The 16343-nt window shown below is 38.0% G+C and carries 15 protein-coding genes and 2 other annotated features (1 of these 17 only partly in view); of the genes, 11 read left to right on the forward strand and 4 right to left on the reverse strand.

What is annotated here, in order from left to right:
• Positions 1-182: a binding site (T-box leader), on the forward strand; it begins 48 nt to the left of the window's first position.
• Between the two features lie 60 nt (positions 183-242).
• Positions 243-1370, forward strand: coding sequence for a 5-methyltetrahydropteroyltriglutamate--homocysteine S-methyltransferase (locus IGL90_RS01570; RefSeq protein WP_048737129.1), 1128 nt, complete (start codon positions 243-245; stop codon positions 1368-1370).
• 51 nt (positions 1371-1421) lie between these two features.
• Here IGL90_RS01570 and IGL90_RS01575 read toward each other — a convergent pair whose 3' ends face one another.
• Complete coding sequence (locus tag IGL90_RS01575; protein WP_048737127.1) at positions 1422-2606, reverse strand: AI-2E family transporter; 1185 nt, start codon at positions 2604-2606, stop codon at positions 1422-1424.
• 15 nt (positions 2607-2621) lie between these two features.
• A complete protein-coding gene (locus IGL90_RS01580) occupies positions 2622-3137 on the reverse strand; it encodes an HdeD family acid-resistance protein (RefSeq protein WP_048737125.1) in 516 nt (171 codons plus the stop codon).
• A gap of 192 nt (positions 3138-3329) precedes the next feature.
• Between IGL90_RS01580 and IGL90_RS01585 the strand changes: the two genes are divergently transcribed.
• The 6 genes from IGL90_RS01585 to IGL90_RS01610 all read left to right on the forward strand — a co-directional run bounded on the left by IGL90_RS01585 (position 3330) and on the right by IGL90_RS01610 (position 8687).
• On the forward strand, positions 3330-4016 hold the full coding sequence (locus IGL90_RS01585) for a DUF969 domain-containing protein (protein ID WP_002355265.1): 687 nt from the start codon (positions 3330-3332) through the stop codon (positions 4014-4016).
• A complete protein-coding gene (locus IGL90_RS01590) occupies positions 4013-4957 on the forward strand; it encodes a DUF979 domain-containing protein (RefSeq protein ID WP_002355267.1) in 945 nt (314 codons plus the stop codon). The genes IGL90_RS01585 and IGL90_RS01590 overlap by 4 nt, the downstream gene beginning before the upstream one ends.
• A 15-nt stretch (positions 4958-4972) precedes the next feature.
• Positions 4973-5614, forward strand: coding sequence for a pyroglutamyl-peptidase I (pcp, locus tag IGL90_RS01595; RefSeq protein WP_002355269.1), 642 nt, complete (start codon positions 4973-4975; stop codon positions 5612-5614).
• Positions 5615-5750: 136 nt separating this feature from the next.
• Positions 5751-5926, forward strand: a binding site (T-box leader).
• Positions 5927-6015: 89 nt separating this feature from the next.
• Positions 6016-7461, forward strand: a complete 1446-nt coding sequence (gene nhaC / locus IGL90_RS01600) for a Na+/H+ antiporter NhaC (protein ID WP_048737123.1) — start codon at positions 6016-6018, stop codon at positions 7459-7461.
• 151 nt (positions 7462-7612) lie between these two features.
• Positions 7613-8047: a MarR family winged helix-turn-helix transcriptional regulator gene (locus IGL90_RS01605; protein ID WP_002362972.1), complete on the forward strand. Its 435-nt coding sequence runs from the start codon at positions 7613-7615 to the stop codon at positions 8045-8047.
• A 4-nt stretch (positions 8048-8051) separates the two neighbouring features.
• Positions 8052-8687: a nitroreductase family protein gene (locus IGL90_RS01610; RefSeq protein ID WP_002358386.1), complete on the forward strand. Its 636-nt coding sequence runs from the start codon at positions 8052-8054 to the stop codon at positions 8685-8687.
• A 42-nt stretch (positions 8688-8729) separates the two neighbouring features.
• Here IGL90_RS01610 and IGL90_RS01615 read toward each other — a convergent pair whose 3' ends face one another.
• Positions 8730-9563 carry a Cof-type HAD-IIB family hydrolase gene (locus IGL90_RS01615; RefSeq protein WP_048737122.1) on the reverse strand — a complete coding sequence of 278 codons (834 nt, stop codon included), beginning with the start codon at positions 9561-9563 and terminating at the stop codon, positions 8730-8732.
• Positions 9564-9746: 183 nt separating this feature from the next.
• On the opposite strand from IGL90_RS01615, the gene IGL90_RS01620 reads away from it, so the two are divergent.
• From IGL90_RS01620 to IGL90_RS01630, 3 genes are read left to right on the forward strand one after another with little or no spacing between them, the layout of a single operon-like run.
• Positions 9747-11489 carry a PTS transporter subunit EIIC gene (locus IGL90_RS01620; protein ID WP_048737120.1) on the forward strand — a complete coding sequence of 581 codons (1743 nt, stop codon included), beginning with the start codon at positions 9747-9749 and terminating at the stop codon, positions 11487-11489.
• Positions 11480-13513, forward strand: a complete 2034-nt coding sequence (locus tag IGL90_RS01625; protein ID WP_048737118.1) for a BglG family transcription antiterminator — start codon at positions 11480-11482, stop codon at positions 13511-13513. Before IGL90_RS01620 ends, IGL90_RS01625 begins: the two co-directional genes overlap by 10 nt.
• Before the next feature lie 10 nt (positions 13514-13523).
• Entirely contained in the window at positions 13524-13958 is a 435-nt protein-coding gene (locus tag IGL90_RS01630; protein ID WP_016632886.1) for a PTS sugar transporter subunit IIA, read from the forward strand.
• A gap of 270 nt (positions 13959-14228) precedes the next feature.
• Here IGL90_RS01630 and IGL90_RS01635 read toward each other — a convergent pair whose 3' ends face one another.
• Positions 14229-14324: a type I toxin-antitoxin system Fst family toxin gene (locus tag IGL90_RS01635; RefSeq protein WP_015543884.1), complete on the reverse strand. Its 96-nt coding sequence runs from the start codon at positions 14322-14324 to the stop codon at positions 14229-14231.
• A 245-nt stretch (positions 14325-14569) separates the two neighbouring features.
• Between IGL90_RS01635 and IGL90_RS01640 the strand changes: the two genes are divergently transcribed.
• Positions 14570-16342 (forward strand): PTS mannitol-specific transporter subunit IIBC, encoded by a 1773-nt coding sequence (locus IGL90_RS01640; RefSeq protein ID WP_002405272.1) that lies wholly within the window; start codon positions 14570-14572, stop codon positions 16340-16342.
• Position 16343 lies beyond the last annotated feature (1 nt).

The raw sequence follows: 16343 nt of genomic DNA on the forward strand, positions 1-16343 counted from the left end.
CTTTGGTTGGTGAAAAAAGTTAGATGTCTGTATCGAAAAATGGCCTAGGAGGAATTTTTGTCGAAACGTAGGCAAAAACGTAATGTCTTTCGTTAACAAGACCGCTGATTATGATTGTCAGTTGAAGGGAAAGAGTCATCTTTCCGAAAAAAGGTGGTACCGCGATAATAATCGCCCTTTTACTAGTTACGGCTAGTAAAAGGGCGTTTTTTTATAAATAAAAATAGGAAAGAGTGAGGCAAATGAGTAGTCAGATTCCTTTTACAGTTGATCATGTGGGAAGTTTTTTACGTCCAGAAACAATTAAGAAAGCACGGAAAAAGGTCCAAGCAGGTGCTTTATCTCAAGCAGAGCTACGTCTTATTGAAGATGAAGAAATCAAAGCATTAGTAGCAAAACAAAAAGCTGGCGGCTTACGGGGAATCACAGATGGTGAATTTCGTCGCGGTTTTTGGCATATTGATTTCTTAGAAGGATTAAATGGTGTGACAGGCTATATCCCAGAAACGGGGTATAACCAAACCTTTCATGGAAAAGCAGCTCCGGCCTATAATATCCGCGTAGTGGATAAAATATCTTTTCCTGCGCAACATCCATTTTTAGAGGACTTTTCATTTTTAAAAGAGGTGGTGGAAGTTGGTGATGGCACGGTAGCCAAAGCAACGATCCCTAGTCCGACCATGATTTTACGTCAAGAAATTTTATCTAACGATGGCACCTCGCGCATTCAAACAATTTATCCAGAAATTGGTGATTTTTATAAGGATTTAGCACAAACATATAAAGATGCAATTGCGGCCTTTTACGAGAGAGGTTGCCGTTATTTGCAATTTGATGATACAAATTGGGCGTTTCTAGCGGATCAGACAAAACAAGAAGAATTACGAGCAAAAGGAATACAGCCAGAAGAAATTGCACAAGTGTGTACCACGATTATTAATGAAGCCTTAGCTGGTAAGCCAGAAAATTTAACTGTAACCACGCACATTTGCCGTGGGAACCATGCTTCGTCTTGGTTATTTTCAGGTGGTTATGAACCGATAGCAAAAGAATTATTTGCTACGAATTATGATGGTTTCTTCTTGGAATATGACTCAGATCGTGCAGGGGACTTTTCACCATTAAGACATTGGCAAAATAATGGCAGCAAAGTCGTTTTAGGTTTAGTTACTTCTAAGTTTCCTGAATTAGAAGAGACTGAACAAGTGAAAGCACGAATTGAAGAAGCCCAACAGTTTGTTCCTTTAGAAAACTTAAGTATTAGTCCGCAATGCGGTTTTGCTTCGACGGAAGAAGGAAATCGTTTGACGGAGAAAGAACAATGGCGCAAAGTTCAATTACTTCAAGAAATTGCTAGAGAAGTATGGTAAAAAAACTGGGACATAAGTCTAAACGGCTTATGTCCCAGTTTTTTCATTGTATTATTTTAAATATTGATCTTTAGTAAAATTCGTGTGTTCATACTCGCCGTTGTCACCATAAAAGCGGTTATAGCGTTGTTTGAATTTGCGGAATAAATAAATGACTGTCACTTTAACTAGGCAATACATTGGAATCCCAAAAATAACGCCCATTAAACCAAACAGTTCACCCATAACTAACAAGACAAGTAAAATAGTAATCGGATGGACTTTTAATTTATCGCCCATCACACGAGGAATAACAAAATCACCATGAATCAATTGGATGGCAAACCAGACGATAACAAATTTAACTACCATAAATGTGGAATCCTGAAAGGCAATAATCAATCCAGGAATAAAGGCAATAAATGGCCCGATATAAGGAATAATACATAAAATACCCGCAGCTAAAGCTAAAATGCTACCAAATTGTAAACCAATTAATAGAAAAGCTGGCCAATACATAATCCCTAAAACCAACGAAGCAATGACTTGACCTTTTAGATAATCGCCAATTTGAATGTTGGCAATTTGGCTATATTCGTCAAAATCAGGACGAAAAGCTGGGGGAATGATGCCTTTTACAAAGCGATAAAACTTTTCTTTGTCTTTTAAAAGGAAAAAGGCGATGATAGGTCCTGTAAACAAGGTTAGGAAAGTAGAAGAGACTGCAGAAAAGACGCTTCCCAGACCTTGTGCGCCTGTTTGTAGGTAATCCCCTGCAAAGTCTTTAAAGGAGTTTGCAAGTTTGCCCCAGAGCTGATTAATCGACTCATTAGCAGATTCTAAATCTTTTGCAAAAGGTGTTTTAGCCATAAATTCTTGTACTGTTTGGAGCGTGCTTTTCCAAAAACTTGGGAATTGTTTGATTAATTCTTCCGTTTGGTCTTGGATAATTGGGAAAAGTTGCAGTCCAACTAACACTAGTAATGCAATAATTAAGACATAGAGAATCGCAATCGCCCAAACACGGGGAATTTTTTTCTCAAGGCGTTTCACCATTGGATTAAGCAAATAAAATAGAATAATACCAAAAAGTACCGGGCCTAAGACGGCACTAAAAATAACAAAAATTGGTTTAAAGATAAATGAAACAGTGTTGAATAAAAAGATAGTTACAGCAATTAGACAAAGGATAGTTAATGTGTAAAGTAAATTTTTCCCACCTAAAAAGCGGATCCACTTGGTACTTTCTTTATCCATAAGTTGCTCCTTTCATTAAGCTTTATTTCTAAAATGACCAATAATTTCAATGACACCCATGAAAATCAGGATAAATCCAAAGACTTGCATCAAAACTAAGAGACTTTTGAAGGGATTAAAAACTAAAACGGCTCCAGCGATTAAAACCAGAATACTGTAGATAAGCGCGCCTGTTTGACGAGTATTTAAAGCAAGAGTCAATTGAACGAGGCCGTTTATAACAATGCTAATCCCTAATAAAAACGGCAGAATCGAAACGATCACTGGTGCAAAAAATAAAAAGGCTACTGCTAAGACGACAAAGATTAAACCTGTTACGAAACCAAGTCCCCAGCTACCCGTTTGTTTTTTTATTTTGTAGTCATCATAAATATTAATTAACCCTAAAAGCATCAAATAACCAGCAATTAAATAACCGACGAACTGGAAGAAAGCACCGGGATTAAAGACAATGGCACTTCCGATAACGATAAAGACGGCGTCGCGCAATAGGGTATGGCGCCGAAAATTTTCTCTAAAAGTTTGGAACATAAAAATCCTCCTCAATGTTATTGTTTCTTTTATTCTAGCGGAAAAAAGAAAAAAGTGCGAGTGGTAGCTCTAAAAAGTGTTGGAAACTGTGTCTTTAGAAAAAATAACATTAAAAATTAAAAAAGTCTTACAAATGAGCGAAAATTGGCATATAATGGAAAGTGAAATTTTATTTTAAGAAGGAGAGATTTGATGGATTTATTACCTTTATTAGGCGTATTGATCGTCATTGTCGGCTTCGCATTGAAATTTGATGCTATCTTGATTGTGATGGTTGCTTTAATAGTGACGGCTTTTACTGGCGGGCTTGGTTTGACATCGATGCTAGAAACACTAGGAACAACCTTTGTGAATAATCGAGGCATGGCTATCTTTATTATTATTATGTTAGCAACAGGAACGTTAGAAAGAAATGGCTTGAAAGAGTCAGCGGCTACGTTGATTAAACGATTCAAAAAGGTATCTGCTGGTGTGATTATTGACATTTATGGTGTCTTTCGGATTATCTTCGCCGCTTTTAACGTAAGTTTTGGTGGGGTAGCAGGTTTTGTGCGTCCGATTATTTTGCCAATGGCGTTAGGAACAATTGAATCAAAAAATTTACCAATGGTGCCAGAGTATGAAGAAGAACTAAAAGGGATGGCTTCAGCCATGGAAAATATCTGTTGGTTCTTTGGTCAAGTTCTGTTTGTTGGTGGGGCTGGGGCATTACTTGTTCAATCAACATTAAAAGATTTAGGCTATGAAGTGACATTAGGTAAATTGGCTTTAGTGGAAGTACCAGTCGCCTTAGTTGCCTTAATTTCGGCAAGTATTTACTTTACTTTAAAAGAAAAAAGATTACGTAAAAAATATTATGGACAGGAGGGACTGAAATGAGTTTTTTCACAGATCCAAGTATTGATTTGAGTGCAAAGTTATTGGAAGTCCTTTATATTTTTATGGGGATTATCTTGTTATACACAAGTTTTCGTAGTTTTCGTGATAAAACCAATCAACATGCGTATGGGACTAGTTTATTCTGGGGAATCTTAGGGATCTTAATCGGTTTTGGTCGGTTTATTCCACCAGTTGCCTGTGGCGTACTTATTTTTGTGATGACAATTCCGGCAATTCTTCAAAAAGTGACAAAAGGAGAAAGTCGCTTACCTTCGAAAGAATACATGGAAAAAATGTCTCAAAAATTAGGAATGAAGATTTTTATTCCCGCACTAAGTATCGGGGTTTTTGCAATTCTTTTTGCCACATTGACTACTTTAGGAGCTTTAGTCGGTGTCGGTGTTGGTGTCTTTGTAGCGATTTTCATCATGATGTTCTTTTCTAAAAATAATACGCCGAAAGTATTTTTTGATGATGCGGCGGAAATGTTAGAAACAGTCGGTCCTCTTAGTACGTTGCCAATGCTATTAGCTTGTTTAGGGGCTGTTTTTACTAGCGCTGGTGTTGGTGAGATTATTTCAAAAGGAGTTAGTGCCGTAGTACCGGCAGGAAATGTCAATGTAGGGATTATTATTTATGCTGTGGGAATGGTTATTTTTACGGCTATCATGGGCAATGCCTTTGCAGCAATAACCGTGATGACAGTCGGAATTGGTGTGCCGTTTGTCTTTTCTTTAGGTGCAGATCCCGCATTAGTTGGGATGGTTGCCTTAACATGTGGTTTTTGTGGTACACTGTTAACACCGATGGCTGCGAACTTTAATATCGTACCTGTAGCCATGTTGGAAATGAAAGATAAGTACGGCGTCATTAAAAATCAATTGCCGATTGCACTTTTCATGTTAATTTTCCAAATTGTTTATATGATTCTATTCAAATAAGAAAGGATGATCGAAATGAAAGTTGTCGTTACTGGCTTTGATCCATTTGGAGGAGAAGCAATCAATCCTGCCTTTGAAGCAGTCAAAAAATTACCTGCTGAAATTGCAGGAGCTGAAATTATTAAAGTTGAGGTGCCAACTGTTTTTGGCACTAGTGGTGAAAAAGTGGCTGAAGCAATTGAAACCCATCAACCAGATATGGTGATTTGTGTTGGACAAGCAGGCGGCCGCCAAACAGTCACTGTTGAAAAAGTGGCGATTAATTTAGCGGAAGCGCGTATCCCGGATAATGCAGGACAACAACCAAGCGATGTGCCGTTGGTTGAAGATGGAGCAACAGCCTATTTTACAAATTTACCGATTAAAGCGATGGTAAAAAATTGTCATGACCATCAATTACCTGCAGCGATTTCTTATACAGCAGGAACCTTTGTATGTAATGATATTATGTATCACTTACTACACTTAATTAACACTAAATATCCAACTATTCGTGGCGGATTTATTCATGTTCCGTTCCTACCAGAACAAACAATTGATAAACCAACGTTTGCTTCTATGTCATTAGAAGCAATCACAGATTCTTTGTTCTATATGATTGAAGCAGCAGTAAAAACGCAAGAAGATATTCAACTACAAGGTGGCACAACCCATTAATTAACAGGCGCTTTCGTGAGAACGGAGGCGCTTTTCTATTTTTACAAAAAGAAAAAGTAATTTTTGTAGGCGTGTGAAAAAATTTTTTATACTATTTTCGTTGACAAGTCGGTTTCTTCTTGGTATATTGAGATTCATAAATTATTAGCCCAGTAGGAAATAGATGTTTTGTTCAGAAAGTCGATGGTTGCTGCGAATCGATCAAGTCTATTTGTGAATTACACTAATAAGTAGTAACAATTACATAATACATAAGCGAGAAGCAAGTAAGCTTCTAATTAAGGTGGTACCGCGGAGAGATTCGTCCTTATTCTTTAAGGATGAATCTCTCTTTTTATGTAGCTTTAGGAGGCGTTTTCAATGAGTTGTGGAGGGGTTATTCGTTATCATAAGATCCTTTAATGTCAGAGTATTCAGAAAAAAGATTAGAGGAGAGTAACGAAATGAAAGAAAAACAGAAAAAGAAGACCGTGAGTGTTCGAGAAGCAAGTATCGTGTTATTAATTATTGTGGCAGCTATTGCAACAGGAGTAATTGGCTTAAAGATATCGCCAAATATTACTATTTTGTTTGTGATTGCATTGATTTTAGGCTACGCAATGTTTCGTAAAGTACCATTTGATCAAATGCATAAAGGGATTGTTGATGGCTTGAAGCCAGGGATTATTCCAATTTTTATTTTCATTTTAGTGGGGGCATTGATTGCCGTTTGGATTCAAGCAGGAATTATTCCAACGATTATGGTTTTTGGTTTTAAAATGATTAGTGTTAAATGGTTTGTGCCGTCAGTTTTTATTGTCTGTGCGATTGTCGGCAGTGCAGTAGGTAGTGCTTTTACAGTGATGTCAACAATTGGAATTGCCTTTTTCGGTATTGGCAGTACCTTAGGATTAAACCCTGCTTTAGTTGTGGGGGCGATTGTTTCTGGTTCAGTTTTTGGTGATAAAATGTCGCCTTTATCAGAATCAACAAACTTAGCCGCAGCGATTGTTGAAGCGGATTTGTTTAAACATATAAAAAACTTGATGTGGTCGACTGTACCAGCATTTATCATCTCTTTAATCTTGTTTATGATTTTAGGGCAAACGTACGCGAATACAAGTCTGACAGAAGTAGTTCAAGTTATTCAAGTATTGGAAGACCACTTTACCATTTCCATTTGGTCATTGTTACCATTAGCCTTAATGTTAATCTGTGCCTGGCGCAAAATTCCAGCGATTATCACGATTTTGTTAAACATTATTGTGGCAGTAATTATGATTATTATTCAAAATCCGAAAGTATCGTTGCAGGCATTAGGAAACACGTTGGAAAATGGGTTTGTTTCTCAAACGGGGAACGCACAAATTGATCAATTATTAAGTCGTGGCGGAATTATGAGCATGATGCCGACTGTGGCACTTATTATTCTAACGTTGTCTCTAGGTGGCTTATTAATGGAATTAGGATTGATTTCTGCGGTCATGGAAGTTGTTTCGCAGAAAATGAGCAGTACACCGAAATTGATTTTATCAACGTTATTAACAGGAATTGGCGTAAATATTTTTATTGGTGAACAATTCCTATCGGTTATTTTACCAGGGAATGCCTTTAAAGAAGTTTACAAAAAAGAAGGCTTGGATCCGACTGTTTTAGGCAGAACCTTGGAGGATGGTGGGACGGTTATTAACTACCTCATTCCTTGGGGGATTGCAGGTAGCTTCGTAGCGGGGACCTTTGGCGTACCAACGTTGACTTACTTACCATTTGTTTTCTTTAGCTTATTATCGCCTGTCTTCTCAATGGTCAGTGCATTTACTGGTTTAGGGATTAAGCGGTTATCAGCAGAACCTGTTACCGAAAAATAGATTGATTAAAATAGAACAGTTGATGGGGAATACTGTAGTTTCTCTCTGTCAATTGTTCTATTTTTCTTGTAAAAAAGGTTGCATTTTTAGAAAGAAACAGTTATAGTTGACTAGTCAATTGTTGACGAGTCATTTTTTTAAGGAGGAAACTATGTCGTTATCATTACGGGAAGTCAGCCAATTATTATGTCAGTTAAAGGTATTAGATCAAAAAATTACCAAAGTTTTTGAAGAGCAAGTTGGCTTGAGTTTGACTCGTTATGAGTTGCTGATGATTTTAAAAGAACGTCAGCCGTGTCTTCAAACGGAGATTCAAGAACACTTAAAAATCGATAGTGGTGCGGTCACTCGCCACTTGAAAATTTTAGAAGAGAAACAGTATGTGACACGACAGCGAAATCCAGAAAATAATCGGGAAGTGCTAGTGCATTTAACAGAAAAAGCACAACAAGAACTACAGCAATGTACAGCCAAGCAACAAACGGTAACAGAAATTATTCCCAGTACATTTACAAAGGACGACTGTCGCCAGTTAAAAGAACTTTTGACAAAACTAGATCAAAGCATTACAACGAAAGAGGTATGATAGAATGACAACATATACAACGAATGATTTTTCAGAGATTGTTTTTGGCCGCAAATCGGTTCGGGTGTACGATGAAACCCATAAAATTTCTCATGAAGAAATGTTAACAATGATTCAAGAAGCGACCACTGCCCCTTCTTCTGTTAACATGCAGCCCTGGCGTTTTGTCGTAGTGGAAAGTGAAGCAGGCAAAGAAAAATTAAAACCCTTAATTCGCTTTAATACGCGTCAAAATGAAACATCTTCTGCAATGCTCTTAATTTTTGGTGATCTAAACTGCCATGAGCGAGGAGAGGAAATTTACAATCAAGCCTATGCTAGTGGTAAAATGCCTAAGGAAGTGCGGGACCAACAATTAGCAGCCATTATTCCCCATTATGAAAGTTTAAGCAGAGAACAAATGAATGACATCGTAAAAATTGATGCGAGTTTAGCAGCTATGCAATTTATGTTAGTGGCCCGAGCTCACGGATATGAAACAAATCCAATCGGTGGTTTTGAAGCGGAAAAATTAGCCGAAACATTTGGTTTAGATCAAGAGCGCTATGTCCCAGTAATGATTTTATCTGTGGGTAAGGGCATGGAAACTGGTTATGAATCTGTTCGTTTAGCACCAGAAAAAATCACGACATTTGAATAGGCAATAAAAAATGACGGCGTACGCTTACATCAATCAACATTCTTAAAGAAAGTTGGCTAATGCAACAGCGATGCCGTCATTGTCGTTGGATAAAGTGACTTCCGTTGCGATGCTTTTAAGCTCGTCAACGGCGTTTTCCATAGCAATTCCCGTGCCGGCCCATTCCAACATAGTATAGTCGTTGTGACCATCACCAAAAGCAATTACTTCTTCAGCAGTTATGCCTAACTGTAGGGTTAGTTTTTCTAAAGAACGCGCTTTATCAATATTTTTAGCGGTAAATTCAAAATAGAAAGGAGCGGAAAAAGCAGCGGTGACGGTTTCTTTGAAAGGCGCGTAGATGGCCTCATGATATTTTTGTAAATAGGCGGGTTCACCAGCAATTAAAATTTTGTTCAAGGGAAAGTTTAGTCTGGCGGCTAAATCATGCCACTCACATAATTGAAAGTTGCCGCCCTGTGATTCATATTCAATAATATTAAAATCACCAGTCTCTAAATGTAAGGTGTTATGAAAAACATCATTGACATACATAAATGTTTCATCATTAATCATTGGAATTACGTCAAATTGTTTCAAATGTTCTAAAATTTGTTGACTCAATGACTTTGAAATTGTCTGGTTAAATAGTTGTTGCTGACTGCCATGATGGGTGACACAAGCGCCGTTATAGGAAAGTAAGTGTCCATTATAATGAGCCATCTCCAATTCATCTGCTAAGGGCCGCATACCGTTAGTCGGGCGGCCAGAAGCCAAAATCAGTGAGAGGCCTTGTTTTTGTGCAGCTACTAATGCTTGTCGCGTTTTTGGTGAAATCTTTTTTTCTGAAGTTAACAAGGTGCCATCAATATCCATTACAATTGCTTTGATTGCCATAATTGGCCTCCAATCCGAAGAGTTTCTTTCTTTTAGTATAAAAGTTTTTTCTATTAATGTAAACGGATTCTCTTGTGAGGTGTATAAAAGAATTATTTTACAAAAATCTATACTATTTTTTTGTGAAATTTCATATAATAGAAGTATTCTAATTATCTACATAGAGAGCGAGGGACAAGGAATATGAAGGAAAAAGAAATGCATTCGCTCTTTTTTAAACATAAGTTTGTGAAAGTAACTCCCTATTTACGTCGTTTTGGTCATCGTTTGAGTGGGATGATTATGCCAAATTTGAGTATTTTTATTGCGTGGAGCTTATTGTCTTTGATGGCTGGCTATACGACAGGAAATCTACGGCTAGCTCTTTCTGAAGTCGAAACGATAATGATTCGAGTTGTTTTACCGATTTTAATTGGTTTTACAGGCGGAAAAATGTTCGAGGAACAACGTGGCGGCGTCGTTGCTGCTATTGCGACAGTGGGCGTGATTGTTTCCACAGATGTTCCACAGTTGTTTGGTGCTATGTTTATTGGTCCTTTAGCAGGATATACTTTCGCCAAAATTGAACAAATTCTCTTACCGAAAGTTAAAGAAGGCTATGAGATGCTGACTAAAAACTTTTTAGCAGGAATTGTGGGAGGACTGCTTTGCTGTTTTGGTATTCTGGTTGTAGCTCCTGCTGTTGAAAGTGCTAGTTTTTGGCTGTATCAATTTTCTTCTTGGTTAATTGAAGCCAATCTTTTGCCATTGGTTCACGTTTTCTTAGAGCCCTTAAAAGTGTTATTTTTTAATAATGCGATTAACCACGGATTATTAACGCCTCTAGGTTTAGAAGGCGCTAGTCAAACAGGTCAGTCCATTTTATTTTTATTGGAAACAAATCCTGGACCAGGCGTGGGCGTTTTGGTTGCTTTTCTGCTGTTTGGGCCTTTAGGACAACGAAAAACAGCAGGAGGTGCCACCATGATTCAACTGATTGGGGGCATTCATGAAATTTATTTTCCGTTTGTTTTGATGGATCCGCGCTTATTTTTAGCAGTAATTGCTGGAGGAATGAGTGGTACGCTTGTTTTTCAAATATTTAATGTGGGGCTAAATGCTCCAGCTTCGCCAGGTTCATTGGTTGCGATTTTAGCCAATTCCCCGACTGATGCGAGGCTGGCGGTTTTTAGCGGAATTTTTGTTAGCTTTCTGTGCTCTTTTGCAATAGCAAGCTTGTTATTAAAACGTCAACGAGGAATTGAACCAGTTTCAATGATAAAGATGAAGGAGGAAGACCAAGTGGAAACAGTCACACCTAACTATCAGCAAATTTTATTTGTTTGTGATGCAGGAATGGGCTCAAGTGCCATGGGGGCTAGTTTGCTAAGCCGACAATTAAAAGCTGTGGACTTGGAGATACCTGTGACTTACCAGTCCGTTCATCAGATGAAGTGGCAGCCTAAGACATTAGTGGTCATTCAAGCAGAATTGAAACAGTTAGCACAAAAGTACGTCCCAGAAAAGGATATGGTGAGTGTTCAAAATTTTTTAGAAATTAAATCCTATTACCCGCAAGTTTTAGCCAAACTGACTGCTTCTTCTCAAGAGCAATCTTCACTTGGTTCAGAGTCTACTGAAACGAACCCGATAAAACAAATACAGAAGCTTGTTTTTTTATATGCCGAGAATGTTCGAGGATCGCAAACAATGGGAATGGAATTATTGCGGCAACAAGCGGCGAAACAAGGAGTCGCGATTGAAGTATCTAAAGAACCACTGGAAACAGTCTTTTTTACCAAGGAGACAACCTACGTAGTGACTCGTGAACTGGCGCAAGCCTATCATTTAGATCTAACGCAACAAAATTTATACGTAGTTACTAGTTTTTTGAATAAGAAAGAGTATCAAGAATGGCTGGAAGGAGGAGCTGATAGATGTTTTTAACGACAAGAGAAACTGTTCTATTAACGGAATTAGTGAATAGTCCCACCCCCGTTTCAGTAAACCGCATGATGAATTTGTTAAAGGTTAGCCGCCGGACGGTATATCGTGAATTAGAAAATTTAGAAACCTCGCTAGCATCGATGGGCGCGACGTTGGAAAAAGTAGCTCGTGGGCGCTTTTCGATTCAAGCAGATGAAGCAGCGATGACGGAAATTCAGGCTGCTATTTTAGGAGAAGAGACACAGGAACTTTCTACTTTGGCGCGGCAACATGCGATTTTATTGACATTACTTCAAACAAAAGAGCCAGTCTCTATGCATTATTTTCTGGAAACGTATTGTATTAGTAATACGACTTTTTATGCCGATATTAAACAATTAGAAACACGGATTGCTCGGATTCCGTTGACGATTTCTCGGAATCAAGGCTATGAAGTGACTGGTTCTGAAAAATATCGCCGTCTTCTAATGGCGAATATTCTAAGTATGGAAATTAATGAGTACCAATTTTTTCATTTTACCGAATTAACAACAAACGACCATTTTTTCTTTCAGTTTATTCATGCAGAACATTTAGCATTTGCACAAAAAATTGTTCAGCCAGAAGTAGAAACTTTATTTCCAGCATTAAGTGATCGCAAATTACAACATTTGATTTTAATGTTAACAATTGCGATGGATCGGGTCACTGCAGGTTTTTATTTAGCTGATGAGACCTATACTGGGCAGATGAATAAGGCCTTTCTAAATTGTTCTAAACGACTTTTTTCAAAAGTCGCTGCTGAAACAAAACAACTATACGCTGTCAGTGAGATTGTTTTTTTTGCTAGCTTATTAAGTGATTTTTCTAATTCTTTTGATGAAGATTTTTTTGATGAACATTTTGACACTCAGCTGGCTTATGCAGTGAAACAACTGATTGAAGCAGTAAGTCAAGAAACGGAAGTTAATTTTTTCGAAGATACCAATTTGTATAAAATGTTGTTGACGCATTTATCAGGTGTTTTTTCTCGGGCGGTTTTACAAGAAGAAGATTTAACGAATCCCATTTTAGAACGGATTATGAATCAATATCAAGAAATAGCTGCGGCTTTACGCCAAGCGTTGCCGCAAATTTTTCCGCAAAAGAATTTATCGGAAGAGGAAATTGCCTACATGGTACTTCATTTTGCCAATTCTTTAGAACGGAGTCCCAAAATTATGGAAGTTGATATTGCTGGTTTTTCTCCTAGCGGCTTGGCTTCGACAAGTATGCTTGAAATGCGATTACGGCGCTACTTTCCTTTTATCAACCAGATTCATTTTTTTCGGATTGCGGATTTAGGTAAGGTGAATGTTGAGGAAAACTATGACTTAGTGATTTCCACTTCGTTATTACCAGGATACAATGGTAAATATAAATTGATCTCACCGTTACTTTTAGACGATGAAATCCGCCAATTGAAAGAAGAGTTTAAGCGGATTAGTCACGAAAAACGCTCGCTTAGGAAAGCGCCTGTGAAAAAAATAGGTGGCGAAGAAAGCTACGAAACGGTGGTCGCTTTCATGGAAGAAATTAGTAAACTATTAGAAACATTTTTCATAGCAGATTTAAATAATCAAGCGGATTTAGCAGAAACCGTTCAACAAGCCCTCGCGCAACTTTCCGCAGATTTAATCACCGATAGTGCAATCGTTTGTCAGCAATTGATGAAACGTTACGAGCAAGCGCCTATTGGGATTCCTCAGACGGAAATGGCCTTATTCCATACCTCAAGTACAGCAGTGACACAGCCTATTTTTTGTATTTTTAATCTGGCCCAGCCACTTATGATTGAAGGGATGGATAAAAAGCCGATGCAGTTACAACGTATGTTACTCATGCTAGCGCCGATGCCGATTGATGAAACAATCGGGAAAATTTTAGGAAAAATCAGTGGTGCGATTATTATGAATGATTTAAATACAGAAATTTTTCATTCAGGAAATGAAGCCATTGTTTATCAGTTGCTTTCGTCATTATTAATTGAAGAAATGAAAGGCTAGGTGTTGAGAGATGTTTGAAATTACAGCGGAGCAAATAATGTTGAATCAGTCGTATGCTAGTTGGGAGGAAGCGCTAGCAGCTTCTGGTGAATTACTGCTAAAAAATCAGTTGGTCACGCCTGACTATGTCAAAGCAATGTATCAACGTCAACAAAAAGTCAGTGTGTATATCGGTAACTTCGTGGCATTACCTCATGCGGAAGGACAAGATGAACAAGTTTTAAAAGAAGGGATTTGCTTTATTCAAGTGCCTGATGGGGTCAACTTTGGTACGGAAGCAGATCGAAAAATAGCTACTTTGTTATTTGTCGTTGCTTTAAAAAGTCAACGGCAACTAAGCATGCTTCAAGAATTAGCTTTTTTCTGTTCAGATCTCGAAAACATTCAGCGGCTCAGTGATTGTCAAACAATAGATGAAGCACAAAAAATTCTGACTCAAGCCTAAAGTTACGTCTGAAAAAAATTGGTAGTAAAAAATCAATTCATTCTGAAATGTTCAATAATTATTTAAATAATTTTATAATAAAAATTAAAATATTTTTATTTAAGAGATTAAACAAAAAAGATAAGAAGATTCCTTGACAAAAAATAGGCCCTATGATAAATTTAAGGTAACTTGTGACAAAGTCGTGCATGGATGCACTAAAAAGACACCCTATCAGTAGTAGGGTGTCTTTTTTTGCTGTTTAGACAGCAGCGGTTGAAAGCAACTTGTTTATTCCTCGTTCTGTTTTTCCAACCAAATGGTTACAAGTTTCAGGACAATCCCGACAAAAATCGGCACAAGAATTTTTGTGACAATCTCGTACATGTGATGCACCTCCTTTCGAGGCAAGTCGCCAATTTGAGTATAGCATAAAAAGTTGTTCATTTATTATTGAAATTATTAGAAATGGAATAAGCACGTGTTTTCTGGTTTTCGTAACTAGAGAACACGTGCTTTTTTCTTTCAACTTTTGGCACAATGGTTTGTGCCAAAGTACGACTTTTTCCAGATTCGGAAAGCGGATACAATTTAGTCAACAAGAAAAGTTACTTGAGAGAAGGGGAATAAAAATGGAACAAGTACCAGAAAAAAATAAAGTATCAATTAAAGCGAAAGTCCAAAGACTTGGCAGTACCTTATCTAGCATGGTGATGCCCAATATCGGGGCGTTGATTGCGTGGGGCGTTTTGACAGCGCTATTTATCCCAGATGGATATCTGCCCAATAAAGCCTTTGCCACGATGGTTGGCCCAATGTTGACCTATTTAATTCCATTATTAATTGGCTACACTGGTGGGAAAGTAATTGCAGGTGATCGCGGTGCCGTAGTTGGCGCAATTGCGACAATGGGCGTGATTGTGGGAACCGATATTCCGATGATGCTAGGTGCCATGATTATGGGTCCACTTGGTGGCTTTACAATTAAGAAATTTGATCAGTATTTCCAACATCGGATTAAAGCTGGTTTTGAAATGTTAGTAAACAATTTTTCAGCTGGATTAATTGGTTTTGCGTTAGCTTTACTTGGTTTTTCAGCGATTGGCCCAATTGTCGATGCGCTGACTGCTGCAATGGCACGTGGTGTGGAAATCATTTTAAATGCTCATTTGATTCCATTAACGAGTATTTTTATTGAACCGGCAAAAGTGCTCTTTTTAAACAATGCGATTAATCATGGCATCTTAACACCCTTAGGGACAGAACAAGTCTTATCGGCTGGTAAATCAATTCTTTTCCTATTAGAAGCAAACCCTGGTCCTGGGTTAGGTGTCTTATTAGCATTTATGTTTTTTGGAAAAGGTGCGGCAAAATCTTCTGCGCCGGGAGCAATAATTATTCATTTCCTTGGTGGTATCCACGAAATTTACTTCCCATATGTAATGATGAAACCGTTATTATTCTTATCGGTTATTGCAGGTGGCGCGACAGGTAGTTTGGTTTTCCAAACGTTAGATGCTGGTTTACGTGCGCCCGCTTCCCCAGGCTCCATTATAGCTATTTTAGCGATGACACCAATGGGTTCTTACTTACCAGTTATTTTAGGTGTTTTGGCAGCAACTGCTGTTTCCTTTGCAGTATCCGCAGTCATTTTAAAAGCAGATGCGAAAGAAGAAAGTGATGAATTTGCCCAAAAAGTGAAAGAAACCCAAGCTGCTAAAGCAGCATCAAAAGGATTAACTGTCACAAATGGTAGTGCTTCATTGTCAGGAATTCAACAAATTATTTTTGCTTGTGATGCTGGGATGGGCTCTAGTGCAATGGGTGCGTCTATCTTACGGAAAAAGGTCCAAGAGGCTGGTTTAGTACAAACTGTGACGAATCGGGCTATTAATAATTTGACCGATGAGGGAAATACATTGATTGTCACACAAGCGGAATTGCAAGAACGAGCCAAACAGAAAGCACCTAATGCAACCTTTGTAGCAGTTGAAAACTTCTTGAACTCACCACGTTATGATGAAATTGTGGCTGAACTATCAGGTACCAAAGAAAAAAACGACGCACAACCAACAGCCTCCAAAGCAACACCTGCTTCTGAAATTGAGGGAGATTTAGCAAATGTCAATGAGATTCTTTTGGTTCACGATGATCGTGTCGGGTCAGCAACGATGGGAATGAAAGTCTTAGAAGAAATTTTAGATAAAGAGAAAATTTCAATGCCGATTCGAAAAATTAATATTAATGAATTAACTCAACAAACACAGGCTTTAATTGTCACAAAAGCTGAACTAACGGAACAAGCCCGTAAAAAAGCACCGAAAGCGACACACTTATCAGTAAAAAGTATGGTTAATCCCCAAAAATATGAAACAGTGGTTTCGCTCTTAAAAGAAAGTGCCTAGA

The sequence above is a fragment of the Enterococcus sp. DIV1307a genome, assembly GCF_050537425.1.
In the GTDB taxonomy this organism is placed as follows: domain Bacteria; phylum Bacillota; class Bacilli; order Lactobacillales; family Enterococcaceae; genus Enterococcus; species Enterococcus faecalis.

Coding starts and splice junctions, on each gene's coding strand:
- IGL90_RS01625 (WP_048737118.1), top strand. CDS start 11,480: ATGTTTTTAACGACAAGAGAAACTGTTCTATTAACGGAATTAGTGAAT.
- IGL90_RS01610 (WP_002358386.1), top strand. CDS start 8,052: ATGACAACATATACAACGAATGATTTTTCAGAGATTGTTTTTGGCCGC.
- IGL90_RS01590 (WP_002355267.1), top strand. CDS start 4,013: ATGAGTTTTTTCACAGATCCAAGTATTGATTTGAGTGCAAAGTTATTG.
- IGL90_RS01570 (WP_048737129.1), top strand. CDS start 243: ATGAGTAGTCAGATTCCTTTTACAGTTGATCATGTGGGAAGTTTTTTA.
- IGL90_RS01640 (WP_002405272.1), top strand. CDS start 14,570: ATGGAACAAGTACCAGAAAAAAATAAAGTATCAATTAAAGCGAAAGTC.
- IGL90_RS01585 (WP_002355265.1), top strand. CDS start 3,330: ATGGATTTATTACCTTTATTAGGCGTATTGATCGTCATTGTCGGCTTC.
- IGL90_RS01620 (WP_048737120.1), top strand. CDS start 9,747: ATGAAGGAAAAAGAAATGCATTCGCTCTTTTTTAAACATAAGTTTGTG.
- IGL90_RS01605 (WP_002362972.1), top strand. CDS start 7,613: ATGTCGTTATCATTACGGGAAGTCAGCCAATTATTATGTCAGTTAAAG.
- IGL90_RS01580 (WP_048737125.1), bottom strand. CDS start 3,137: ATGTTCCAAACTTTTAGAGAAAATTTTCGGCGCCATACCCTATTGCGC.
- IGL90_RS01615 (WP_048737122.1), bottom strand. CDS start 9,563: ATGGCAATCAAAGCAATTGTAATGGATATTGATGGCACCTTGTTAACT.
- IGL90_RS01635 (WP_015543884.1), bottom strand. CDS start 14,324: ATGTACGAGATTGTCACAAAAATTCTTGTGCCGATTTTTGTCGGGATT.
- IGL90_RS01575 (WP_048737127.1), bottom strand. CDS start 2,606: ATGGATAAAGAAAGTACCAAGTGGATCCGCTTTTTAGGTGGGAAAAAT.
- nhaC (WP_048737123.1), top strand. CDS start 6,016: ATGTCAGAGTATTCAGAAAAAAGATTAGAGGAGAGTAACGAAATGAAA.
- pcp (WP_002355269.1), top strand. CDS start 4,973: ATGAAAGTTGTCGTTACTGGCTTTGATCCATTTGGAGGAGAAGCAATC.
- IGL90_RS01630 (WP_016632886.1), top strand. CDS start 13,524: ATGTTTGAAATTACAGCGGAGCAAATAATGTTGAATCAGTCGTATGCT.